We start from the raw sequence: 24,050 nt of genomic DNA, 5'->3' as shown, positions 1-24,050 counted from the left end.
GAATTTGGTCGACATGCTATACCCCCGATTTGTCCGGAGCCGATTCTGTGGCGTTGTAAGGCAGGGTGAATGTAAATGTCAGACCGCAATCCACATTGGGCGACGCGCGTAATTGGCTGCCGTGTGAACCGACGATCGAACGACAAATACTCAATCCCATCCCCATGCCGTTTTTTTTGGTTGTAAAATAAGGCGAAAAGATCTTCGCGTATAGGTCGGGAGACAAATTCTTGCCGTTGTCAGCGATGCTCACAAGAACACCGGTTTCCACCGCACGGGCACGCACGATCACTTCCCGTTCACTGCGGCGATCTTCCAACAACGCATCAAAGGCGTTGCGAACCAAGTTGACGACGACCTGCTGAATCTGAATGCGTTCGACATACACTTCCGGCAAATTCTCTTCCAAATCGAGCCGTAAGACAATTCCATGCCGCCGGATGTCGGAATCGAACAAGCGGGTGACTTCGTGGACGAGGTCGCGCAGGTCGACGGCTGTCCGATTGGGTTCGGCTTTAGAGGCAAACCGGTGCAGACTGTGCAGGATCTCTCCGGCACGCATGGCTTCGGCGGCAATCTCCTCGATGATCTCCAACACTTCGTCGTTGGGCAGCGTTCCGTTGCGTAGACTGCGGGCGACCGCATGCGCGTTGTTGGCAATCGTCCCCAGCGGTTGATTGATTTCGTGTGCCAGACCTGAAGCCATCTCGCCCATCGTCCCCAGCCGAAGCACATGCGCCAAATCGGCGTGCAGTTGCCGCGTTCGTTCTTCAGCGCGGCGCCGCACCGTGATGTCGCGATCGATGGCAATAAAACCAGTCGGGTTCCCGTTGGGGTCATTGACGAGGGAAATCACCGTTTCGGCCCAGAACTTGGTGTCGTCGGTACGATGCTGGCGAAACTCGCCATGCCAGGATCCCATTTCGCGAACCTGCGCCATTCGCCGAAGTTCCCCTTGCGAACCATCCGATCGGGCAACTTGCGTAATCGGCTTGCCCACCACTTCATCGGATTGATAACCGTAAAGGTTTTCCGCTCCCTTGCCCCAATAGACAATCCGGCCGTCCAGATCGGTTGCTACGACCGACTCGCGTACGCTATCGAGCAATTGAGCGTGAAAACGTAACTGCCGGTTCGCGTCGACCAGTTCGGCCGTCCGTTCTTGCACGCGTTGTTCTAGCGCGTCGTGCGCGGCTTGGATTTTGGCTTCGACCCGTTTGCGGTCTGTGATGTCATCATAAATGTAAGAAAACCGGGGCCGTTTTTCCGGCGACTTACCGATCATTTTGACCGTTCCCGACAACCAACGCTGGCTGGGGTCATCCGGCCGCATATATTCGAAACGGACTGTCTCGCCGGTCTGCTCTGCTTCTTGATACTTGGAGACCCACAGCGCGCTCTCGGCCGGACTGATGCCAATTTCGCGAGCGGTTTTGTTTCTCATTGCCTCGGGAGTAGTTCCCAGGTGCTGGGCCGTGGCCTCGTTTTCGGAGATCCAACGAATGTCGTCGCCGTCCAACTCGACGACTCCCATCAACATCAATCCGCTCTCATAGAAGCTGCGAAGGATCGATTCCCGTTCCTCCAGAATCATCTTCGCGCGTTTTTGCGAAGTGATGTCGCGTGACGTGCCGATCATGCCCCGCGCCTTGCCTTTGTCGTCCTTGAGCAGCCAGCGGGTCGATTCCAACCACCGCACTTCACCGTCGGCGCGAATGATCCGATATTCGTGCGGAGTACTAGGCACCCCTCGGAAAATTTGTCGCAGTCGATCTCGTACGGCAACACGGTCATCGGGATGCACGGTTTCTAGAAACGATTCCTTGGTCGGCACGAATGTTTCCGGTGACCGACCATGCATGCGATACAGCTCTGCCGACCAGGTTACGGTTTTTTCACCCCGTTTCCATTCAAAACTTCCCACACGGGCGATCTTTTGCGAAGCGGCCAACAACCTTTCGCTTTCGCGAAGCTGAATTTCCGTTTCCCGCCGTGCAGTGATGTCGGTCACCACCGACAGCGAACCGTCGAACCTGCCTTGTGCGTCAAACAGCGGCGTGGGGGAAAAGATTGCCGAGACATGCCGGCCTGTCCCGCTGGTCCAGGTCATCTCATATTGGGAGGCTCCGCCGATGCTACGTTTGGCGAACTGTTCGGCAAGAATCTCATGGTTTTCCGCTCCCACAATATCCCACATCGACCGGCCAATCACTTCGTCCATCTTAGTGCCGCCGATTTGGCAGAGCTGCTCATTCACCGAACGGACAATTCCTTGAGGATCGACGACGATCAGTCCATCCTTCATGATCTTGGCCAGTTGGCCGTTGACGATCTCCGTATTTTTTATCTCGTATTCGGCCTGTTCGCGGCTGGAACGGACCCGGGCGACGACTTGCAGTTCGTACACCGAATCGTCGGCATTCATGACGGGTGTCACAAAGCCGTGCTGCCATCCCGATTGCCCCTCCGTCCGCACAACCTCGCAAACGTGCGACGTGACTTCCGGTTTCTGGAACAAGGATTTCATCTTAGCGCGGGCCCTGTCCCGCAGCGCCGGCTCGAGAAACACCACATAGTCGCGGCCCAGCAACTGTTCCTCGGATTCGTTGAAGTATTCGCAGAACATGCGATTGACGAATGTCAGTGACAACGACTCGTCGATGCGGCAAATGATCTCGGTTTGGTTGTTGACGATCGATTCATATCGCTGTTCTCGTTCAGCGATAGCATCGCGACTTTGCTTGAGTTGCGCGGTCTCTTTTTCAAGCTCCTCGATCCGCGCGCGCAATTCGGCAGTCGCATCCGCGCCGGTCTCAAAAGCTTGTGACATCTCACGCCCCTCTCAATTTACAACGTCCATTATGCCCTCTGAACAGGCCTCACTTCTATTATTTCCCGTTCGATGCCTTCGCACCACCCAAGTTCCCGATTTTCACCCCAGAGAGTCATCATCGGGCAGGGAGAAATTTACCATCGCGGTGAAATTCTTACATGGATTGTCGCTGGCAACACAACTTGAGAAAGCGATTCAAAAAAAATGAATTGACGTAAGTGCTGTCCTGGTCCGATCTCCAAATATCTCAAACGCAGCTGCCAGGAATGTTCTCGGCAAACCGGCACGGCAACTGCATTAGTCCCCTTCAGAACACGACGGGAAACACTCTCAAGTGTTCACACAGAGTCTATAAGCTGGTTTCTATCATTTTGAGCGGTGGAGAGAGTTAACGAGTGCAGGCCGTTACGCTAGGCCCGATCATCCCTTGATCACCGACGTTTGTCCGCCCCGGCGAACAATGTCGTTTAAAAACCGTAACAGCTCAGCTCGGAAAATGAAAAATCGGCAAATTATTGTCACACCAGCCCGAGGAGTCGGGCTTATCACACCCCACATCACACCCCCCGATCACGTCCCCCACAGGCCGAAAGGACCCCCCGCCTCCTTTCGGCCTCTCGCCTTTCTTTGTGGCCACTCACTCTCCGATTGGCCTGCAATTCTGGCTGCCCTCGCCGAATTTTCTCTCAGTCACCGCTTGATTCTGCGCGGCGAACCACTTCGCGCAGCAGGTGTCCTGACAGTGAAGAGAAGATTCCCTTCTTGATTGCACACAGGCGGCGACCTAAAATACCACTGCAAGACAATTCGAAACCTTCTGACGCGTCCCGCTGTCACGGGAGTGCCAATTTGCGAAACAAATGCAATCAGGTTTTGAAATGGATTCTCGTCAGCGACGAATCTTGACCACGTATTTCAAATTGAAAGGCGGCAACTTCACTTGGCAGATCCTAAACGCGAGGAATTGAGCGTCCAGCAACGGCGAGCGGTGCTGGTCGCCGTGGTGCTTCCCGAGCAAGAAGCGAGCGAACTTCATCCACTGGACGAGCTGAAGGGGTTGGTGAAAACCGCAGGTGTCGAGGTCGTGGGCACGCTGACGCAGCATCGCAAGCGTCCCGACCTGAAGACCTATCTCGGCAAAGGCAAAGTTGAGGAGCTGGAAATGCTCGTCAAAATGCAAGATGCCGAGTTGGTGATCTTCGACAACAATCTCACCCCGGCGCAGGGACGCAATCTGGAATCCGCGCTTGATGTGGTCATCGTGGATCGTAGCGAACTGATTCTCGACATCTTCAATACGCACGCGCGGACCTACGAAGCCAAACTGCAAGTCGAGTTGGCGCAATTGCTGTATCAGCGGACCCGACTGAAGCGGATGTGGACTCACTTGTCGCGGATCGAAGGGGGGATTGGTAGCAAGGGGCCGGGTGAACAGCAACTCGAAACCGACCGCCGGTTGATCGACAAACGGGTTTCGGAATTGAAGCGCAAGCTGAAAGTCGTCGAAAAACGCCGGGCACGCATGGTCTCCGCACGGGATGATCAGATGACCGTCTCACTGGTGGGCTACACCAACGCCGGAAAAAGCACGCTGATGAACACCGTGACCGGTGCGGGCGTGCTGGTCGCCGATCAACTGTTTGCCACGCTCGATACGCGGACGCGGCGGTGGAACGTACCGCATTGCGGGGACGTGCTGCTCAGCGATACCGTCGGATTCATCCGCGATTTACCGCACAATCTGGTCGCCTCGTTCAAATCGACATTGGAAGAGGTCCGCAACGCCGATTTGTTATTGCACGTTGTGGATGGCACCCACGTCGATGCCGAACAACACATCGCCACCGTCAACGAAGTTCTCAAGGAAATCGGCGTTGATGGCTCGGAAGCGATCCTCGTTCTCAATAAGATCGACGCCATCCACGACCGGTCGGTGTACGATGTTCTGCGGTTGGCGCATCCGGAGGCAATCTCCGTCAGCGCGGCCGAGGGAACCGGCCTGGCGGCGTTAGCGGAACGGGTCGCCGAGCGATTGGGAGACGGGTATCTCGATGCGGAAGTCGAAACCTATGTCGGCAACGGACGGCTACTGGCCTATCTCGCAGCCCATGCCGATGTCACCGAAACCGACTATTCTCAAGAATCACGTGTGACGGTCAGTTGCCGTATCCCACGTCGGTTTTTGCACGGTGTCGAAGGGGACGATACGAATGTCGCCCTGCTCAATGGATACGCCCCGCCTGCCGACGCGAATGGTTTTTCGATTGACGAGCCGATCGCGATTGAAGAAAACGAATTCACCGCGCAATAAAAAAACAGGCCGCAGCGACAAGCATCATGTCGCGCGGCCTGTTGTATTCACTTCGCTGGCAGATGCGTTTCACTGCCCGGATCGTTCAGCTGTCTAGTCCGCTTAGGCGGAGAAGCTGCTTCCGCAACCGCAACTCTTAACGGCGTTGGGGTTGTCGAACGTAAATCCGCGTTTGTCCAGGCCTTCATAGAAGTCGACCGTGGTGCCATCAAGGAACAAGTCGCTCCGTTTGTCGACGGCAACAGTTACACCGTGTTGTTCGGTAATGTGGTCTTTGGCAGCGTCAGAATTCGTGTCGAATCCCAAGCTGTACTGATATCCGCTACACCCGCCGCCGGCGACACCGATTCGTAAAACCGTGTTGTCCGGGTGTTTTTGATCGGAAATGACCCGCTGGATTTCACTGGCGGCTTTTTCGCTAATGATGACTGACATGACTCTGTAGGCTCCGTTTTGATTTCGATTTTCAACAATCGATCACGACCGAATGGACACACCATCCAACGCGTTTGGTGCTGCGATTCATTATAGCAATGTCCGGCGAACGGAAAAAGCCGAGCATAATCTTGCGGGGAAATCACAGCTGGTGCGTCTCTGTAATGTCTTGTGTGGAAGGAGGTTGCGGCGAATAACCTTGCTGTGAACCCATGTGGATAATGCCCTGTCTTCCCAACAGGACTTTTCTAAATTTGCATGACCTGTTGACCGTGGGTAAAGTAAACGATCCGCTGCATTGTCGAAAACGATCTCGAATTCCCCCGCGCGAGGGACCGTTTCCATGTCAGACCCACCACCGATCACACCGCTCAGCGACGCCGAACCGGGCCAACAGGCGGATTGTTTTGTCGTGCTGGCCGCCAAGGATCGCGCCAAAACGCGAGACGGCAAGCCTTATTTCCGTGTTAGCTTTCGTGATGCGGCGCGCAAGGCGACCGCCATGATTTGGAACGACACGCGCTGGTTCGCTGATTGCGAGTCGTCTTGGCAGGCGGGTGGTTTTTATAAGATCCGCTGCCGCTACGAAGAAAACCAATACGGCCCGCAAATTGATCTGTTGCAAATCCGCGAAGTCACCGACGACGATGCCGACGACGGTTTTGATCCTGCTGATTTTTTCGTCACAACGCGATTCGATCCGCAGGAGATGTTTGCCGAATTGCTGGAAATTGTAGACGAGCACATCACCGACGCACCGCTTAAGCAACTCGTTGTGAATCTCTTAATGGACAATGAAGCACAGGTCAAAGACTCAGCCGCTGCTGTTCGCAATCACCACGCCTTTCGCGGCGGGTTTTTAGAACACGTCCTCTCCGTCACGCGGACCTGTCTGTTTTTGGCGGACAAATATCTTGCCTACTATCCCGAGACCGAGCCGCCGCTCTCCAAGTCGCTGGTCGTCGCCGGTGGGATTTTGCATGACATCGGCAAGCTCCGCGAGTTGGAATCCCAACCGCAAGGATTCGCCTATACTGCCGAGGGACGTTTGGTCGGGCATATTTTGTTGGGCCGCGATATCGTGCGGGAATACGCCAGTGCCATTGATGAACTGGATGCTGAAACATTACTGCGGTTGGAACACATTATCATCGCGCATCAAAACCTGCCCGAATGGGGTTCGCCGATCGCGCCGCACACGCCGGAATCGCTGCTGGTGCACTATGCGGATGACATCGATGCCAAGTATCATATGATGGCGACCGCCTTGGAATTGCCACCCGAAGAGGGGGAAGAATTCACCCCCCGGGACAACCCGCTACGGCGAGCCATCTTCCGCGGTCTAAACGACACCCAAACGTAACAAGACCGTAGGTCAGGCTCCCGCCTGACGGCACAACCCAAACGCGTCCCACACATCGGAACGACTACCCACAATTGCGTCAGGCGGCTGCCTGACCTTCTATGAAAGTTCGTTGCTTGTCAAGTGGCGATGCTGTGATGACGTGCGTCCCCATTCTTCTATCCGAGCAAGGGAATTCTCCCAGCCCAAGTGGGTGGCTTCGAGGTGATGTGACAGCCCCATCTACAGGACGAGCGTAGCGACACGGCGGCCGCCGGCCCAGGTCAGGCTCGAGCAAGTCAGCATCAGCACGGGTTAGCAATCATCATCAACAATCGTCACTTGCATTCACTTTTTCATTATACGTTCGATGAGCCTCGTTCGTCTCGCCGTCGTCTCGGCCTGCACAACCAGGAGGTCGAGAGGACGGCGTGGCGGGCGTGGCGACCCTCGTTTGTTGAGCTGGAGTTGAGGTCTGGACATGGCGAACGCTTTCTTAAACGGAAATGGTTTTCATTTGATGGTACAACCAACGCATCCAACGGTTGCCGATCGCCGCCGCCACCACGCTGCCCGGCTTGCCGCGTCGACGCAAACGCGTGTTCATCTTCGACAGACGCAGGTCGTAACGGCCCAGGCGATGGGCGGTCTCGATGATCACACGCCGCAATTCCGGATTCCCCGCCTTGATCAAACCGGCGTCCGCCTGGCGGTTTCCGCTGGAGGCATTTCGCGGAGTCATGCCGCAAAAACGAGCCAACTGTTTCCCCGTACGAAAGCGGTCGAACCGGCCGATTTCCGCACGCAACGTCACAGCCGTCACCAAGCCCACACCTTTGATCTCCAACAGTTTTTGGACGATCGCATCATCGCAGGTCGCCGCGCAGAGACGTGCTTCGGCTGCGCGGATCTCCCGTTCCAATCGCTGCAGCGCCTCTAGATGCTGGTCCATCACCCACCGCATCTGAGGCGAGATTTCGTCTAGCCCGGCCAGCCAGTGCTGCCACGCTTTGGTCCAGCGGCGTTGCTCTGCGACGATACGTTCCTCGCGAAGCAGAGCCGTGATCCGCAACTTGACGTTTCGCCGCGCGGCGGCCAACTGTTGACGATACCGCACCAGCCTCCGCAGATCCCGCAACGACTCCGGTGGCATCCAGACCCGCGGAAGGTACCCCACACGTTCCAGGTCTGCCAACAAACGCGCGTCGCTGAAATCGGTTTTGTCGGGGCTTTGTTTGAGTTTGGCGACGTAGCCGGCATGGGCCAGATCGACGGACCAACCCGTGTGGCGGACCAATTCTTCAGCAAAGTTGGCTGCTCCGGTACAAGCTTCGAGGGCGACGAAGACCCGTGCGGATTTGGGAACCACCCCGCGCACCAGTAAGGCGACATGCTCCGCACTGTTCGGCGATTTGAGGTTAGCCAACACATTGCCCTCGCGATCCAACACGCAGACCTGAATGAACGACTGGTGGTAGTCGAGTCCGACAAAAAACGATAAACTGGACATGCTCGTTGCTCCTGATAGGACCAAATTGTTGCGTGAAATCAAACTTGGTTGTATCACAGCAACGAGCTTTCATCCCCATCTACGACTGATTGAAGCGACGAGATTATGCGATTTACTAAGATGCACGGGGCGGGGAATGACTACGTCTACGTGAATTGTTTTGACGAGCAGCCGCCGGCTGATATTGCTGCCACGGCGATCGCCATGAGTGATCGGCACAAGGGAATCGGCGCCGATGGTTTGATCCTAATTTGCCCGTCGGAGCAAGCCGATGCCCGCATGCGGATGTTCAATGCCGATGGCAGCGAATCGGAAATGTGCGGCAACGGCATCCGCTGTGTCGCCAAGTACGTCTACGACCACGGCATTTGCGCCCAAGAAAATCTGAAGATCGAGACCGGCAACGGGGTCTTGGATTTGAAGTTGGAGGTCAGTGGTGGCATCGCAAATCGCGTCCGCGTGAATATGGGCCGTCCGATTCTCAAAAGCAGCGAGATCCCCACCACGCTTGCCGGTGATCCGCCGGTGAACGTTCCGTTGCACGTCGCCGGTCGCGACTTGATGGTCACCTGTGTGTCGATGGGCAATCCGCACTGTATTACGTTCATCGATGAACTGAGCGACGAATGGGTCCACGGCGTCGGACCGGACATCGAGAACCACCCGGCGTTCCCCAATCGCGTGAACGCTGAATTTATCCAGGTCGTTTCGCCGAGCGAAATCAACATGCGCGTCTGGGAACGCGGATCGGGAGAAACCCAAGCTTGCGGCACCGGAGCGTGCGCGTCATTGTTGGCGGGCGTTTTGGCCGGCCTCACGGAACGGCGCGTGTTGTGCCATCTGTTGGGTGGCGATTTAGAGCTGGAATGGTCCGAGACCGACGAGGTCTTCATGACGGGCGAAGCGGTTGAAGTCTTTCACGGCAAGTGGCCCGTGGCGTAACGCTTGGCGGCTTACGCCATTGGTTAACAATAAATGTCAGACTCTGGGTGGCTAGGGACGAGCATTCGCTCGCCCCCAGGTCGTTTGACATCCTTCCGCCTTTTAAACTGGGGGCGGACTTTGTCCGTCCCCAGCCACCCAGATCGTAGGGTTGGCGCTGAGCCGGTCGATATTTAGTAGTAGGTCATGCTGTGCATGACGAATCGTGATGGATTTACATTTTCTAGAGCACTGTCATGCACAGCATGACCTACGGATTGTTCAGAGCTTGGGAATACATTTGCAACTCGTTCCGAGCGGTTCATCGGCCTGGGCCCAGACGCCGCGGTAGAGTTGTCGGTAGCCGTTGGCTTCTTCGGTTTTGCCTTGCAGCTCCAGCGCACGGCTGAGGCCGTACAGCGACCAACCGTTGCGGGGCCATTTGGCTAGGTCTTCGCGGTAGACGCGTTCGGCATCGGCATATCGTTTGTCGGACAGGTAGACCGCTCCCAGCGTGTGACGAACCGGCTGCAGCCATTGGGGTGGTTCGCCGTAGTTCAATCGATCCTCGACGACTGCCGCTTGTTCGAGAAGTTCGGCCGATGTTTTCCAGTCCCCTTGTTGCAGCGAGATTTCGGCGGCAATGAAGTATTCACTGACTTCCAGAATCGTGTGTGCCGGATCGCCGAATGCCATGTGCTCTGCAGGAATTGCCGCTTTGGCTTTGCGGAACTCGGCCTGTTCGCGGGCAGCGGCGGGGAAATCTTTTTTGGCTGCGTAGGCGACCGCGCGATGCGCCCGCCAGATGGCTGTGGTGAGAGGAAGATATTCCGGCGGTGGCGGCTCGGCCAGAATCGCGTCCCAGCGGCCGAATCGTTTTTGCACGTCATACACCGAACACATCCACAAATCGATGATCGGGCCGACTGCTTCTAGCACTTCCGGGGGAACATTGTCCCACGTCGCCCGGGCAGCGGCCAGCGCCTGTTTTTCGCGGCCGGTCATCATCGAGGTGAAGGCCAGCATGTGGGCGTTGTGCACCATGTAGGTGTGTTGCATCGCATGGTTTGCGGAGCGTGCGCGGTATTTGGTGTCGGAGCGGAGCGCCTTTTGATTTTGCACGATCGCTTCGTCCCAAAATCCGGTCTTCACATGAATGTGCGACGGCATGTGCAACAGATGTCCGCTGGCAGGGACGAGATCACTAAGCCGCTTGGCAGCGGGGAGCGCGCGGTAAGGATTTTTGCTCGGCTCGACGGCGTGAATATAATAGTGATTGGCACCAGGATGGTCGGGTTCTATTTCCATCACACGTTCAAGCGTGGCGATGATCTTGTCGGTCCCTTCGGCCGGTGTTTGATCGAGTGCATATAACTGCCACGGTTTTTGAACCATCAATGCTTCGGCATAAAGCGTGCCGACATCAGCGTCGTCGGGATAGGTTTCCCAGACCTTGGCCATCGCATCGGCATACGCCTGTTCCAACCCGGATCGATCTTCCGGCCACGGTTTGGCGTAACGGTGGCCGAGTGCCTCGATGAGTGCGCGCTCGACGGGAGTCGTGTTTTCGATGCGGGCCTGTGCCTGTTGTAGTGCGTCCCAAGCGGCGGCGGAACGCTCTTCGGTCATGATTTCGTCGTTGTAGTTCGGCCCTTCGCAAAAGGCGATCCCCCACCACGCCATCGCGCACTGGTCATCCAATTCCGCAGCACGCCGAAACGAGCGGATGGCCTCGTCGTGGTTGAAGGCATACATCCACGTGAGCGCTTGGTTGAAATATTTTTGGGCTTCGGGCGATTTGGTCGTGATCGTGCGACGATGCGAGCCCATGCCTTCGAAGAGTTGCGGTTGATCGGTCGGTAACTTGGGTGTCGGTCGTTTGGCGACTGCCTCTTGCCCCGTGGCTGTGGAGAACCAATTTCCGGCGGTCCATCCGCAGCTTGCCAGTGCTACCACCAACAATGAAATGCAAGCAAATTTCTTCATCACGATTCCCTTCAACGAGCGATTGAATCGACAAACGTGGAACGCACGTACGGTTTTGGTTGAACGCAATTGAAAATCGACGGCAGGCTGATTCTGGCCTGAGAATATGCTATCCGGACAAGCGAAGGAATCCAAAAGTTCGCCCGTTTTTCATATTTGACCTCGGCGAGAGCCCTGGCATGGCTGCCAATTCCAGTTTGCCGCAGCCGCGATTCAATACAGCCCGGCCAGCGGTTGGCCTTCGCTGATCGCATAAGGGCGGCCCAGCCCGTCCTGATAATGTGACGCCGGGTCGATGCCCAAGGCGGCGAACATTGTGGCGGTCACGTCCGCGGGATCGGTTTTGTCCACCGTGGGGAATGCCGCAATCTTGTCGGAGGCTCCGTAAACCATGCCCGGTTGAATTCCCGCTCCAGCCATGACGATGGAATAGACCGCCCCCCAATGTTTCCGCCCGGGTGTCTCTCCCGCGAAACCTTTTTCGAAGGCAATCCGCGGCGCGCGGCCGAATTCTCCCATGCAGACCACTAACGTAGTGTCCAACAGGTCGCGGTTTTCTAAGTCCTCGAGCAACGCCGAAAATCCTAAATCGAAACGGGGCATCAGGTAGTTTTTCATTGCCACGAAGATATCGTTGTGCGTATCCCAACCGTAGAGGTCGGTATCGTTGGGCGCGTCGTCTTGTCCCCGCGCGTTCTGATTAAAAAAGACGGTGACCCAAGGGACCTCGGCTTCGACCAAACGGCGGGCGAGCAAGCAGGCTTGTCCCGCGCGATTGCGGCCGTAGCGATCACGCAAGGCGTCGGTTTCTTGCGTGAGGTCAAACGCGTCGCGGCAGTTCGGCGAGGCAAGCATGCGATACGCCTGTTCGTACAATCCGCCGACATCCCCAATGGGCTGACCGCGATCGAGTTGTTTGGTAAAACCGTCGATACTCTCCAGCAAGGTCTTCCGTGCATCGAGGCGTACCGTGGGCAAGCTCGGTTGCTGCGAAAGCCCGGGCAAGCCGACCGCTTTCTCGTGCACGTCGCCCAACACGAGCGGATCGTAATCCCGCCCCAAAAACCCACCCGATTGTCCCGGTCCAGCAATCAAGGGGACAAACGCGGGTCCGTTGATGTGCACAGCGGAATACGGAAACTGAGACGTGGGCCGTACCCGCGCCAGTATCGAACCGTGTGTGGGAGCATCGGTCGGTGCGGGTAGAGGGTTGGAGGATTTGCGCGTATGAAATCGGCCCGTCAGCGCCAGGTAGGTTGCTGAACCGTGGTCGAGATCATCGTGCGACATGCTGCGAATGATCGCGTAACGGTCGGACAACTTGGCCAGTCGTGGAAAGTGTTCGGAAACCAACGTGCCGGGAACAGCTGTGGGGATGGCTGCGAAATCGCCGCGAATGGCCGCAGGAGCTTCGGGTTTGGGGTCCCAGGTTTCCAGTTGGCTTTGCCCGCCATTGGCATAGACCACAATCACCGACTTAGCCCGCCCGAAACCGGAGAGCTGTTGCGTCGACTTCGCCTGAAGCGGCGCGGCGCCGACAAACGGCCACATCAGCCCACCGAGTCCGCAAATCCGCAACAATTCGCGGCGGCTCGTCGAGGGCCACAATCCCTGCTCATCGGTGGTCAAGCGCAACACGTTCAGTTGTCCAACATGAGGAGTGTTCGTGGAGTAACTCTCGTTCCCAAACTCCAGTTTGGGAACGCTATTTTTGCGAAGCTCCGCTTCGCTCGTGAATCAGTTCCGTTGAGATTCGGCAGCTCATTGCCACTGGACTCGAAGCAGAGCTTCGAGAAATTGGGTTCCCAAACCGGAGTTTGGGAACCAGGGCGATGGAGACGTTTCCGTTTCGACAGTCTCGTTAACAGTATACCATACTAGGGACCCCCTTTTGAGCCCTACTGCACCGTACACCCCGTGTTCCTCAAGCCTGTCACCTCAAGCCGCAAGCCTCCCCGTCTATTATGTACGACCCAGCCCATTTGATCGAAGACCTACAACAGCCATCGGCATACGACCATCCAGTCGATGCGGTGGAGTTGATTGAAACGCATATCTCTTGGGTCCTGCTAGCGGGTGAGTTTGCTTACAAGATCAAAAAGCCAGTCGATTTTGGGTTTGTCGACTTTTCTACACTGGAAAAGCGGCTGAATTGTTGCCGCGAGGAGATGCGACTCAATGGACGATTGGCACCACAAATCTATTTAGAAATCGTGCCGGCCATCTTGGACGAAACCTCCAAGCCGCGGCTATTCGGGACTGGGACAGCCATCGAATACGCCGTCAAAATGAAACGGTTTTCGCAAGACGCGCTCTTTGACAAGATGCTCCAGTGCGGAGAATTGCTGCCGCAGCACATCGACGCGCTGGCGGTCGAGGTGGCCGAGTTTCATCGCACGACGGATGTCGCAACTGCGGATGACGAATACGGGGGACCACAAGCGGTGTGGGAACCGGTCGCTGAGAATTTTCGCCACATCCCGGCATCGTCCGTATATCCACAGCGGACTGAACAAGTCGAGTTGATGCACAAGGCAGCGGAGCGAGAAATTCATAGTCGCGGCGCGATTTTCCGACGGCGCAAATCCACGGGTATGATTCGTGAATGCCACGGAGATCTGCATCTGGGCAACATGATTGTACTGGATGACAACGTTGTGCTCTTCGATTGCATCGAGTTCAACGCTGGATTGCGGTGGATCGATGTGATGAGCGAGATCGCTTTTACGGTCATGGATCTTGAGGACCGTGACCGCCAGGATCTCGCCTATCGTTTCCTCAATGCCTACCTGGAACAGACCGGTGATTATGCGGGACTTGAGGTCCTGCGGTATTACCTACTCTATAGGGCCACCGTCCGTGCCAAGGTGGCCGGCCTTCGTTTGGCGCAGGAAGCAGATGCCGAAGCACGGACCACTGATGACCAGTTGTGTCAAAGTTATCTCGACTTGGCTGAGCAATCCCTGCAAAAGCCGCCGCCACGGATCGTGCTCACACATGGTCTGTCAGGTTCGGGCAAGAGCACGGTGTCGCAGGAATTGTTGCAGATGCTCCCGGCAGTGCGGTTGCGCTCCGATGTAGAACGTAAACGAACATACCCCGATGACAAATTAGCCGACATCCGTTATTCCAGCGAAGCAACCGCCGCGACGTATCGACAAATGTGCGACGGGGTGCGTGCAGCCATCAACGGGGGATTCACAGCAATTGCCGATGCCACATTTTTAAGTCGCCAGCGGCGCGAAGAATTTCGCGACCTTGCCGATGAATTGGGTGCGGCGCTGGTGATCTTGGATATTACCGCCCCGGAAGAAGTTTTGCGACAGCGGGTCGCAGCGCGGGCAGCAGCAGGAAAAGACGTCTCCGAAGCCGGCCTATCCATCCTAGAGCGACAACTAAAGCAGCGCGAGATGCTAGGCGTTGACGAAGCGGCTCAAGTCATCGAAGTCGACACCAGCCGTTCGGTGGATTTCAAAGAGTTAGCGCAACGGATCCACCAACTGTAGGGCGCTTGACCCACCACCCCCCAAATATGCGCGGTCAATATAACCACCGGCGGTCAGGACGGAGCCATATCGCAAGGCCCAAGCACAACAATCGCATAGCCGGCGATTAGAGGATACCGTCGCCAAAGGTTTCGTTTTGATTACTTGAAGCCGACTGAGTCATGGATGCCTTCGCCGTGCTGGGCGATGTGGCGGGGGTTTGATGCGGCGAACCGGGCAACTGTGACCCCGACTCGATGCGACGTACCCGACTCGTTTCAGCCGACTCAGCGGCTGGTTCCGATTGCGCAGGTGTTTCCGGTTGTGGTTGAGTCCGTTGAGGAGGCGTGGCTTCGGCGTCTTCGGCCAAAGCGGCAAAGGCATCCTCGCCGTAGTCGTCGTAACGGCAGATATAGTCCGGTTGATTGGCCCGCACCATTTCTTCGCTGAACGCCTCGAGCACACAGGTTTGGATCATTTCCCGGCAACGGGAATTGATGGGGTGGGCGATGTCGGCGTACAGTTTGGCACGGCCGTCATCGTCCTTGCAGGCGCGGTCTTCCTGCAATTTGGCGCCGCACTGGTTGCAGAACAGTGCTCGCAAATGATTCTTGGTGTTACATTGGGGGCAGTGATCGGTCAATTTGCGGCTGGGCATCGCCACGAATGAACCTTTCGCGCCTTCGATGATTTTCAAGTCACGAATGACAAAACAGGAGTCGAATGTGATTGAACAAAAGGCCTGCAGTCGCTCTTGCGGATCGTCCATCAACTTAATCCGCACTTCGGTAATTTCCACGGCCATTCTCCTTCCATCTCCTAGGGCCGGCTTTCGACGGTGAACACGCTTCCGATACGCGTCGCATGGAGACGAGCCGCCACCGTCCTGGCGTGCTTCCTCTGGGTACAAATTCCAAAATAGCTCGTCCCGCTGCCTGACATCATGTGTCCTAGGACCGGCAGCCTGGCAAATGTCCTCCTCAACTGTTCGACGTCTTGATTCAACGTCGCTGCAGGCTCCAACAAGCAATTGTGCAGTTGTCGTCCCGCAAGTCCTAAATCTCCCTTCGCCAACGTCATTGCCAAGTCGTCAGCTGACCACTTGGATCCCGTCGGCCGGCAATGTTTAAAAACTTCAGCAGTCGATAATCCCGTGTGCGGCCTGACGATGACAAAGTACAAACGCGTCGCCCAACGGATTGGTTCGACGATTTCACCTCGTCCACGACAGATGGCAGCCCGCGATGACAGGAAAAAGGGGACGTCGCTACCAAGCCGCGCGGCCAGATCATGCAACTGAGCTTGGGACAAACCCAAACGCCAGATTTGATTGAGGCCTAATAATGCGGCAGCGGCGTCAGACGATCCTCCCGCCAAACCGGCGGCGGCTGGAATCCGCTTGTGCAAGACGATGCGAGCTCCCGCCGAAGTCCCTGTCGCTTCACGAAGCGTCTCCGCTGCGCGAACCACAAGATTCGTGCGTCCCTCCGGTATTTCACTCTGTTGATCAACAACTGATTTGCCGCCACGGGCAGCCCCGTGACCCCAAACCGAAAACTCTATATGTTCAAAAGATGCTGGTTCCAAGTGGAGTGTGTCATACAATCCAATAGGAACCATCAATGTTTCGAGTTCGTGAAATCCGTCCGCTCGACGTCCCAAGACCTTCAAAAACAAATTCACCTTGGCCGGTGCATGCACCGTGAGTGAATTGTTGCCCAAATGGCAAAGCATGGATTACGTCCTATGAACCATCCGATAGGGCGAGCTGCCTGATGTGAAATGAAACCCGCTGGCTGCCCCGCCGGGAATACTTCTCATCATGAGAGCTGTTTCCAACAGTGGTTCAAACCGCGACGGACAAGATGGGACCGTCGCTACCTATCAATACGCCGTAGACTTTATATCAAGAATGCTAAGGTTTTCGCGGTTTTCCGTCAAGACGGTTCCCGGAATCCGCTTCAGAGTAAACAGATATCCAACCCGCCGGACATGCTCAATGACATGCAGCCTGCCTAACCCCCCAGTCACTGAAACAACAATTGTGCGGCCTGAGTTTTCCATTTCGCGTCGCAGCTTCTAGCTAAGTTGGCGTATAAACACCGCTGGTCAAAATCGCGTCGAGTCCTTACGATCCAGCCTGACGGCGCATCGGTCGCCGGATGATGCATTTCTATCGCGACTCAAATTGGACGGTGCATACATGGCGGTATCCCCTTCCCCGACTCTTGCGGACTCCTCTGGTTCCACGGACTCAAACTGCCAGTGCTGTGTCGTCGGTGGGGGACCGGCGGGGGTGGTGTTGTCGTTCTTGTTAGCGCGACGTGGTGTTGCCGTCACGTTGCTCGAAGCTCATCAAGATTTCGATCGTGACTTTCGCGGTGACACTCTGCATCCCTCGACGATGGAATTGATGGACCAGTTGGGACTGGCCGATGCATTGCTGGAATTGCCGCACACCAAGTTGCGAACGGTCAGCATGCAGACACCGTCGGAAACAATCACCTTTGCCGACTTCAATGGTTTGAAGTCTCGCTTTCCTTTCATTGTGCTCATGCCGCAAAGCGAGTTTCTGAAGTTCTTGGCCGACGAAGCAGCGAAGTATCCGAACTTCAAACTCATCATGGGGGCCAATGTTCAAGAACTGATTCACGAAGACGGTCTCTGCGTGGGGGTCAAGTATCGCACCGCCGAGGGTTCCGAAGAATGTCGCGCTCCGGTGACGGTTGCCTGCGACGGCCGGTTTTCCAAGCTCCGCAAACTGGCCGGGCTGACACCGGTCAAAACAGCGCCGCCGATGGACGTGCTTTGGTTCCGCATGCCACGCAATCCGGATGACGGCGTGGACCTCACGTTTCGCATCAACAACGGACACATGCTGGTCATGCTCGAACGGGGGGACCATTGGCAGTTGGGTTATCTGATCATCAAAGGTTCATTCCATGATGTCCGCGAACAGGGGCTAGAAAAATTCCGCGAGTCGATGGCCGCACTCGCTCCCGAGTTGGTCGACCGCTTGGAGACCATCACCGATTGGAAACAGATCACGCCGCTGAACGTCGAAGCCAGCCGATTAACACAATGGTCCAAGCCGGGCCTGTTGTTGATTGGCGATGCGGCGCACGTGATGTCCCCCGTCGGCGGCGTGGGGATTAACTATGCCGTGCAAGATGCGATCGAAACGGCCAACGTACTCTCCGAGCCGCTACTCAAAGGCAACGTGACCACCGCAGATCTGGACTTGGTGCGAAAGCATCGCGAATTCCCCACAAAGGTCATCCAGCGATTTCAGGAAGTCATCCAGAAGCGAATCGTTCAAGCCGGTTTAGACGATTCGCAAACCTTCCATACGCCCTGGTTCTTGAAACTCCCGATCATCCGCAACCTTCCCGTCCGCCTAATCGCCTTTGGCGTCAAACGGTCCCAGTTGAAACAATGATCGCAGACCGGTCGGTTCAATGGGACTGATTGGCGTCAGCGTCGTAGGCGGAATTCGTGGTCGATTTGGCGGTCGCCATCGCGGTCTTCTTGGATCACGATCCGGCCGTTCGCGTCGGCTCGCATGACGCGGATGCCGGGGCCGTTGCCGATTTGCTGAATCCAAGGACCGTCGGCATTGACGACTGCTTTCCACAGGTCATCCACGCGCTGTGGGTGTTGGTTGCCCAGAGCGGGAGGCTGCGGACGTTCCTCGATTTTTTTCACACCCCAATAGGCCATCGAACCGGCAGCCAACGTTGTGAGCAAGATGGGAATCCAGTTCAAGCCGGTGGCGGGCATCGTACTGGGCAGAGCGGTGAGTGGATCGATTCTTTCGTACTCGTCCTCGGGGCTATCACTTACGCGGGCGTTCAGATAGGCTGTGGCGTTCTCGGCCTGTGACTCGTCGACCTGTAACACATAGTCGTGCCGCCAGCGTCCGGTCAGGGCGTCAAACTGTTCTTGGATGATCAGCCGCGACTCGATCTGGGCAGAGTGTTCCAGGTCGTCGGCGAAATAACCCGCCTCCGCAGAATTGGAAAACCGCGCGACAGCGACCAGATTTCCCGTTGAGGTATTCCGGGTCTCCTCATGCGATTCTAGGTCGCTGGGAGCCGTCTCGGCATCGTGGGTGGTCACCGGCGCGTGGCAGGAGACGCAGACCGGCGAATGCACTGACAACAAATGTCCGCAGCTATGACACTGACGCATCGAACACCCTTGCTCAAAACGAAATTCAAATCTGCTGTATTCGACCCTCATGCTCCGCGGTCAGGCCACGCTCCTATCATAGGCAGCCAGGGGCGATGCTTCCAGAAGATAATTTCGACAAAGCGCCGCACGCGGCAGAATCCAGCCGTGGTAATCAGCCAATTCTCCCACAGTTTTCCGATTTGGCCGGGTGTCTTGGCGATTTTGGCGCGATAAAAAAATCACCGCGAGATTGGCAGAGGGCCTATCTCGCGGTGATTGTCAAAAGTTCTGCTGATTGAACGGGTTACAGCGTGTAGCCGTCCCGGTAATGGTTCCTGATGATTCCAGCAACTTCAGGAGCGTTGGTCGCTTTGAGGTTTTTGGAATCCCATTCGATTTTCTTGCCATCGGCCCAAACCGCCAAGTTGCCGAGCAAAATCGTCTCGGTCAACGGTCCGGCGTAATTGACGAAGTTCGACGTGGCTTCTTTGCGTTCGCCGGTGATCGCCTGATGGTATTCGGTGAAGTGACCGGGCGATTCTTCGAACTCGACATTCGGTTCGCTGACTTCGCCGGTTGGCAGCAACATCCAGTTGTCGCCGTAATCGCCGTAGGAATACAGCGTGCCGTTTTCACCGACAATAATGGAACCGCTATCGTGCTTGAAGTCCTCGCCCAACAGCAAGGCAACGTCCGGTTTGTAGCCACCGTCGTACCAGATCAAAGGCAACGCCGGACGGGCTTCATTGGCCGGGAATTGGAACACGATCTTCGATTGTTGCGGGTAGCTGTCGCGGTTGTGACCGGACGATTCCGCAACGATGGAGGTCGGATTCCGCAGGTCCAAGCCCATGAAGGGCATGTTGACCGTATGGCAAGCCATGTCGCCCAACGCTCCGGTTCCGAAATCCCACCAACCCCGCCAAGCGAAGGGATGGTAGCCAGGGGCATAGGGACGTTCCGGTGCCGGTCCGAGCCAGAGATCCCAGTGGACTTCCTTCGGCACAGTTGCTGTCGCAGGGCGTTCGCCCCCTTGTTTCCAGACAGGCCGGTTGGTGAAGATGTGCACTTCTTTGATCGTGCCCAATCCACCTTCTTTAATAATCGCAGCAGCTTTCCGCAGACCGGATTTGGCCGTTCCTTGGTTGCCCATCATTGTGGGAACGCCGGATTCCTTGGCGATTTCGGCCAAGCGACGCGCTTCGTAGACGCTGTGCGTCAGCGGTTTTTGCGTGAAACAGGCTTTGCCCATTTTCATCGCCATAGCGCTGGCCGGCGCGTGGGAGTGGTCCGGCGTGCTGACCGTGACCGCATCGATTTTGTCGCCCATCGTGTCGAGCATTTCGCGGTAGTCGACGAACTTCTCGGCCTTTTTGAACTTTTTCGAGGCTTTGTTGAGGTTGTTTTCGTCGATGTCGCAGATCGCAACCACGTCGCCGTGCTGACCGGCATCGGCAGAGTCGCTTTTACCTTTACCGCCGACACCAATGCAGGCATAACGGACGCGTTCCAGCGGCGAAGGTTCTTTGGCGAATGCTTTCGGGCCACCACTGACCCACCAAGCGGCTCCCAGTGCCGTCGTCGTTTGAATGAAATCACGGCGTGTCGTATCTTGACTCATCGACCGGTTCCTTAACTAAAGAATTTACAATATGGCGGGCGATGACGCCGGCCGGTTACTATTTATGACGGAAATACCCGAAACAAAACGACTCGGCGGGAAAATCCGTACCACTCACAACGATTCAATCTCAGCCTATAAATAGGCTAACGTTTGACCTGACAGTTTGGCAACGCTGCCTGCAGTTTCTCGACACCCTCATCGGTCACTTCCGTCCCGCCCACATCCAGAGCAGTCAGCTGCGTCAGTCCTTGCAGTTTTTCCAAGCCGGTGTCGGTTAGCTTGGTTTCCCGCATGTTGAGCGACTCTAGGTTTGTGAATTTGGCGAGCTGTTCGGCACCGATGTCCGAAACCATGGTCTTTTCTAGGTTGAGCTTTTTCAGTTTGGTCAACGGCATCAAATGGACGAGTCCCTCGTCGCTAACGTCGTCGTACCACAGGTTTAAGTCTTCAAGATTGGTGAAGGGGGCCAGGTATTGCAGGCCATCGTCGCCGACAATCGTTTCACTCAAATCCAAGATGGTGAGGCCTGTTGCGTCCTGCAAATGCTCCAAGCCGGGGCCTTCGACCGAGGTGTCGCGCAGTTTGAGGTTCTTCAGATTTTTCATGCCAGACAGATACTGCAGTCCCTCGTCGGAGACTTGCGTGCGAAATAAGTTGAGGTCGACGACATTCGTCAAATCCTTGAGGTATTTCATTCCCGCATCGCTGAGTTTCGTATCTTCCAGCGCCAATGCCTTGAGTTTCGTCATGCCTTGCAGGTGTTCGACACCAGCGTCATAAACACCGAAGGAACGGATTTTGAGGTTCTTCAAGTTTTTCAGCGACTTCAAATGCTCCAATCCGGCATCACCAATCAGCGTGCAACCCCGCAAGTCCAAGAGTTGAAGATTGGACAGTTTTCCGATCGGTTCCATTCCTGCATCAGTGATATTCGACGAGTTATACAGTAGGTGGAGTTGCTCAAGGTTCTCGAGTACAGCCAAGTGCTGAAGGCCCGCATCACTCATGCCGCAACGGCGCAAGCGAAGAATCTTGAGTTGTTCGAGTTCCGCGACTTTGGCCAGACCCTCATCCCCGGGCTCGGTTTTTGCGAGATCGAGGTCCACCAGAGAGGGCAGTCCGCTCAAAGCGGCCAGATCGTCCGTGGTATACTCAAGCGATTCCAAGCTGACTGCTGTGACGTTGCCAGCATCGTTCTTGGTCAGTTGGGCTCCCAGTTTTTCCAGTGCGGCCACGACTTGGGGATCATCGGGTTTCACTTCTGGTGGGGAAGGAGGTGCAGGCGTTTCGGTTTGCGCGGCCTTGTCGGGAGCAGGCTTATCCCCCTCCGTATTGGGGCAGCCGGTCAAACAGGCCAAACACAAAATCGTACTCAAACCGAACCGAACGTTCATTCCAGTATCTCTCCGGGCAGATTTCAAATTGCCGTTCCGGACGTGATGCCGTACTGCGGGCAGTATGCGTCACAACGGAACGTGTTGATACGGATTTTCCCGGCCGTCACGAGGCACCCGCGGTCTATTGAGGGAATACGTTGAGAATCGCCAAAGCGCGGGAGGGAAAAGTCGGGGTTTTTTATTTTAACCCGACGAAACGGATGTTGCACGCGACAGAACAAGATTCTTTGCCTCGGAGTAGTACAATTTCCGCTCTCTGCCTGGTTTTTCTAACCGGACTTCTCGGAATTCGGGCACCCAGCTATGATTTTCACGATGACAGGCAGGGACGCGTGCTGTGGACGGTTCCCGCAGCACAGAAGTGCAAATCGTGTTCTCAGTTTAAGTATTTCCCCCGACGAGGCTCAGGATGACCCTTTCGAAAATCGCTAAACTCATCAAAGACGGCCAACCGGAGCAGCAAGTTGAGGTGGCCGGCTGGGTCCGCACCAAACGCGAGTCCAAACAAGCCTTCGCGTTTTTAGAACTCAACGACGGCAGTTCGATGACCGGCCTGCAGGTGATTGTCGATGACTCGGTCCCGGGATTCGCCGAAAGCATCAAGGCGATCACCACCGGAGCCAGCGTGCGCGTCTCCGGCATACTCAAGGAGTCACCCGGTAAAGGGCAGAGTATCGAACTGCATGCGGCGGAGCTGACGGTGTTAGGCACGGCCGACGCACAAACCTATCCTCTGCAAAAGAAGCGGCACAGTTTTGAGTTCCTCCGCGAAATCGCGCACCTGCGTCCGCGGACCAATACCTTTGGAGCGATTGCCCGTGTGCGCAATGCCCTATGCGCCGCCATACACAACTTCTTTCAGTCACGGGGATTTTTATACATCCACACGCCGGTCATCACCACCAGTGACTGCGAGGGAGCCGGCACCATGTTTCAGGTGACGACGCTCGACCTCGCCAAGTTGGCGCAAGTGAAAACAGAGATCGATTACGGCCAAGACTTCTTCGGCAAGCAAGCATCACTGACCGTCAGCGGACAACTCGAAGCAGAAACATTCGCCAGTTCCGTCGGCGACTGTTATACCTTCGGCCCCACGTTTCGAGCAGAAAACTCAAACACAACGCGGCATCTCGCAGAATTTTGGATGGTCGAACCAGAGATGCCGTTCTATGAGTTGAACGACAACATGGACTTAGCAGAGTCGTTTATCCGTACAATACTTGCCGATGTGCTGGCTGCCTGTCCGGAGGATATGGAGTTTTTCAATCTACGGATCGAAAAAACCATTTTGGAAACGCTCCGCAACATCATCGACAACGACTTCATCCGCTTACCGTATACCGAAGCCGTGGAGATTCTGCTGGCAAGCGGACAAGAGTTTGAATACCCGGTCTCGTGGGGAATCGACCTGCAATCGGAGCACGAACGTTTTTTGACCGAGCAGCACTTCAAACAACCGGTGATTCTGTACGACTACCCACGAAGCATCAAGCCGTTTTATATGCGGTGTAATGAGGATGGAAAAACGGTCCGGGCGATGGACGTCCTGGTCCCGCGCGTAGGAGAAATCATCGGCGGCAGCCAACGTGAGGAGCGCCTGGACGTGCTGACCGACCGCATGGCGGAGTGCGGTTTGGAGCCCGAAGATTATTGGTGGTATCTGGATTTACGTCGTTACGGCAGCGTCCCGCACAGTGGATTCGGACTGGGATTGGAGCGGACCTTGCTATTGTTGACCGGCATGGCCAACATCCGCGACGTAATCCCATTCCCACGAACGCCCAAGAATGCGGAGTTTTGAGACAGGAAAACTGGAGGTTTTCAAGAAATTTGCCGATAAGAGTGTGAGAATCGCGGTCGAGACCCTCGACGTTTAGTGATTCTCTGCTATTATAGAAGTCGATCCGGTGACAAAGCATACACCCGCCGGAATCGCCCAATGACGCGGGGTGGAGCAGTCTGGTAGCTCGCGAGGCTCATAACCTCGAGGTCGCAGGTTCGAATCCTGTCCCCGCCATTTTTTCTAAGTACCG

16 protein-coding genes and 1 tRNA gene are annotated in these 24,050 nt (G+C 55.9%); 7 read left to right on the top strand and 10 right to left on the bottom strand.

Annotated features, from left to right (window positions below):
* Positions 1-16: 16 nt before the first annotated feature.
* On the bottom strand, positions 17-2,830 hold the full coding sequence (locus Mal52_RS28130) for a PAS domain-containing sensor histidine kinase (protein WP_145380226.1): 2,814 nt from the start codon (positions 2,828-2,830) through the stop codon (positions 17-19).
* A gap of 943 nt (positions 2,831-3,773) precedes the next feature.
* Between Mal52_RS28130 and hflX the strand changes: the two genes are divergently transcribed.
* The gene (gene hflX / locus Mal52_RS28125; RefSeq protein WP_145380225.1) at positions 3,774-5,144 is read left to right on the top strand and encodes a GTPase HflX; all 1,371 of its coding nucleotides are present in this window, start codon (positions 3,774-3,776) and stop codon (positions 5,142-5,144) included.
* A gap of 102 nt (positions 5,145-5,246) precedes the next feature.
* Here the strand turns inward: hflX and Mal52_RS28120 are convergent, their stop codons facing one another.
* Complete coding sequence (locus Mal52_RS28120; protein WP_145380224.1) at positions 5,247-5,579, bottom strand: HesB/IscA family protein; 333 nt, start codon at positions 5,577-5,579, stop codon at positions 5,247-5,249.
* A 343-nt stretch (positions 5,580-5,922) separates the two neighbouring features.
* Between Mal52_RS28120 and Mal52_RS28115 the strand changes: the two genes are divergently transcribed.
* Complete coding sequence (locus tag Mal52_RS28115) at positions 5,923-6,942, top strand: 3'-5' exoribonuclease YhaM family protein (RefSeq protein ID WP_145380223.1); 1,020 nt, start codon at positions 5,923-5,925, stop codon at positions 6,940-6,942.
* A 475-nt stretch (positions 6,943-7,417) separates the two neighbouring features.
* On the opposite strand, the gene Mal52_RS28110 is transcribed toward Mal52_RS28115, so the two are convergent.
* A complete protein-coding gene (locus tag Mal52_RS28110; RefSeq protein WP_145375389.1) occupies positions 7,418-8,431 on the bottom strand; it encodes an IS110 family RNA-guided transposase in 1,014 nt (337 codons plus the stop codon).
* Between the two features lie 105 nt (positions 8,432-8,536).
* On the opposite strand from Mal52_RS28110, the gene dapF reads away from it, so the two are divergent.
* Entirely contained in the window at positions 8,537-9,373 is an 837-nt protein-coding gene (gene dapF, locus Mal52_RS28105) for a diaminopimelate epimerase (RefSeq protein WP_145380222.1), read from the top strand.
* Positions 9,374-9,634: 261 nt separating this feature from the next.
* Here dapF and Mal52_RS28100 read toward each other — a convergent pair whose 3' ends face one another.
* A complete protein-coding gene (locus Mal52_RS28100; protein WP_145380221.1) occupies positions 9,635-11,338 on the bottom strand; it encodes a tetratricopeptide repeat protein in 1,704 nt (567 codons plus the stop codon).
* A 213-nt stretch (positions 11,339-11,551) separates the two neighbouring features.
* Positions 11,552-12,976, bottom strand: coding sequence for a DUF1501 domain-containing protein (locus tag Mal52_RS28095; protein WP_231962470.1), 1,425 nt, complete (start codon positions 12,974-12,976; stop codon positions 11,552-11,554).
* A gap of 326 nt (positions 12,977-13,302) precedes the next feature.
* Between Mal52_RS28095 and Mal52_RS28090 the strand changes: the two genes are divergently transcribed.
* On the top strand, positions 13,303-14,844 hold the full coding sequence (locus Mal52_RS28090) for a bifunctional aminoglycoside phosphotransferase/ATP-binding protein (RefSeq protein WP_145380220.1): 1,542 nt from the start codon (positions 13,303-13,305) through the stop codon (positions 14,842-14,844).
* A gap of 106 nt (positions 14,845-14,950) precedes the next feature.
* Here the strand turns inward: Mal52_RS28090 and Mal52_RS28085 are convergent, their stop codons facing one another.
* Positions 14,951-15,628, bottom strand: coding sequence for a SpoVG family protein (locus tag Mal52_RS28085; RefSeq protein ID WP_231962469.1), 678 nt, complete (start codon positions 15,626-15,628; stop codon positions 14,951-14,953).
* Positions 15,629-15,642: 14 nt separating this feature from the next.
* A complete protein-coding gene (ispE, locus tag Mal52_RS28080) occupies positions 15,643-16,557 on the bottom strand; it encodes a 4-(cytidine 5'-diphospho)-2-C-methyl-D-erythritol kinase (RefSeq protein ID WP_145380219.1) in 915 nt (304 codons plus the stop codon).
* A gap of 469 nt (positions 16,558-17,026) precedes the next feature.
* Between ispE and Mal52_RS28075 the strand changes: the two genes are divergently transcribed.
* The gene (locus Mal52_RS28075; RefSeq protein WP_145380218.1) at positions 17,027-18,262 is read left to right on the top strand and encodes an FAD-dependent oxidoreductase; all 1,236 of its coding nucleotides are present in this window, start codon (positions 17,027-17,029) and stop codon (positions 18,260-18,262) included.
* Positions 18,263-18,297: 35 nt separating this feature from the next.
* Here Mal52_RS28075 and Mal52_RS28070 read toward each other — a convergent pair whose 3' ends face one another.
* The 3 genes from Mal52_RS28070 to Mal52_RS28060 form a co-directional block, all read right to left on the bottom strand.
* Positions 18,298-19,014 carry a hypothetical protein gene (locus Mal52_RS28070; RefSeq protein WP_145380217.1) on the bottom strand — a complete coding sequence of 239 codons (717 nt, stop codon included), beginning with the start codon at positions 19,012-19,014 and terminating at the stop codon, positions 18,298-18,300.
* A gap of 286 nt (positions 19,015-19,300) precedes the next feature.
* Positions 19,301-20,617 carry a Gfo/Idh/MocA family protein gene (locus Mal52_RS28065; protein ID WP_145380216.1) on the bottom strand — a complete coding sequence of 439 codons (1,317 nt, stop codon included), beginning with the start codon at positions 20,615-20,617 and terminating at the stop codon, positions 19,301-19,303.
* A gap of 146 nt (positions 20,618-20,763) precedes the next feature.
* On the bottom strand, positions 20,764-22,014 hold the full coding sequence (locus Mal52_RS28060; protein ID WP_145380215.1) for a leucine-rich repeat domain-containing protein: 1,251 nt from the start codon (positions 22,012-22,014) through the stop codon (positions 20,764-20,766).
* 412 nt (positions 22,015-22,426) lie between these two features.
* Between Mal52_RS28060 and asnS the strand changes: the two genes are divergently transcribed.
* The gene (gene asnS / locus Mal52_RS28055) at positions 22,427-23,818 is read left to right on the top strand and encodes an asparagine--tRNA ligase (RefSeq protein ID WP_145380214.1); all 1,392 of its coding nucleotides are present in this window, start codon (positions 22,427-22,429) and stop codon (positions 23,816-23,818) included.
* A gap of 142 nt (positions 23,819-23,960) precedes the next feature.
* Positions 23,961-24,034: transfer RNA gene (locus Mal52_RS28050), tRNA-Met, on the top strand.
* The last annotated feature ends 16 nt before the right edge of the window (positions 24,035-24,050 follow it).

Origin of the sequence: Symmachiella dynata (assembly GCF_007747995.1) — a bacterium.
Taxonomy (GTDB): Bacteria; Planctomycetota; Planctomycetia; order Planctomycetales; family Planctomycetaceae; genus Symmachiella; species Symmachiella dynata.
This window is presented reverse-complemented; position numbering and strand designations above follow the sequence as displayed.

Bases quoted from the DNA above. Each gene is read 5' to 3' on its own strand.
- ispE (WP_145380219.1), bottom strand. From the start codon at position 16,557: ATGCTTTGCCATTTGGGCAACAATTCACTCACGGTGCATGCACCGGCC.
- asnS (WP_145380214.1), top strand. From the start codon at position 22,427: ATGACCCTTTCGAAAATCGCTAAACTCATCAAAGACGGCCAACCGGAG.
- Mal52_RS28120 (WP_145380224.1), bottom strand. From the start codon at position 5,579: ATGTCAGTCATCATTAGCGAAAAAGCCGCCAGTGAAATCCAGCGGGTC.
- Mal52_RS28075 (WP_145380218.1), top strand. From the start codon at position 17,027: ATGGCGGTATCCCCTTCCCCGACTCTTGCGGACTCCTCTGGTTCCACG.
- Mal52_RS28115 (WP_145380223.1), top strand. From the start codon at position 5,923: ATGTCAGACCCACCACCGATCACACCGCTCAGCGACGCCGAACCGGGC.
- Mal52_RS28110 (WP_145375389.1), bottom strand. From the start codon at position 8,431: ATGTCCAGTTTATCGTTTTTTGTCGGACTCGACTACCACCAGTCGTTC.
- Mal52_RS28065 (WP_145380216.1), bottom strand. From the start codon at position 20,617: ATGAGTCAAGATACGACACGCCGTGATTTCATTCAAACGACGACGGCA.
- dapF (WP_145380222.1), top strand. From the start codon at position 8,537: ATGCGATTTACTAAGATGCACGGGGCGGGGAATGACTACGTCTACGTG.
- Mal52_RS28070 (WP_145380217.1), bottom strand. From the start codon at position 19,014: ATGCGTCAGTGTCATAGCTGCGGACATTTGTTGTCAGTGCATTCGCCG.
- Mal52_RS28090 (WP_145380220.1), top strand. From the start codon at position 13,303: ATGTACGACCCAGCCCATTTGATCGAAGACCTACAACAGCCATCGGCA.
- Mal52_RS28130 (WP_145380226.1), bottom strand. From the start codon at position 2,830: ATGTCACAAGCTTTTGAGACCGGCGCGGATGCGACTGCCGAATTGCGC.
- Mal52_RS28085 (WP_231962469.1), bottom strand. From the start codon at position 15,628: ATGGCCGTGGAAATTACCGAAGTGCGGATTAAGTTGATGGACGATCCG.
- Mal52_RS28100 (WP_145380221.1), bottom strand. From the start codon at position 11,338: ATGAAGAAATTTGCTTGCATTTCATTGTTGGTGGTAGCACTGGCAAGC.
- Mal52_RS28060 (WP_145380215.1), bottom strand. From the start codon at position 22,014: ATGAACGTTCGGTTCGGTTTGAGTACGATTTTGTGTTTGGCCTGTTTG.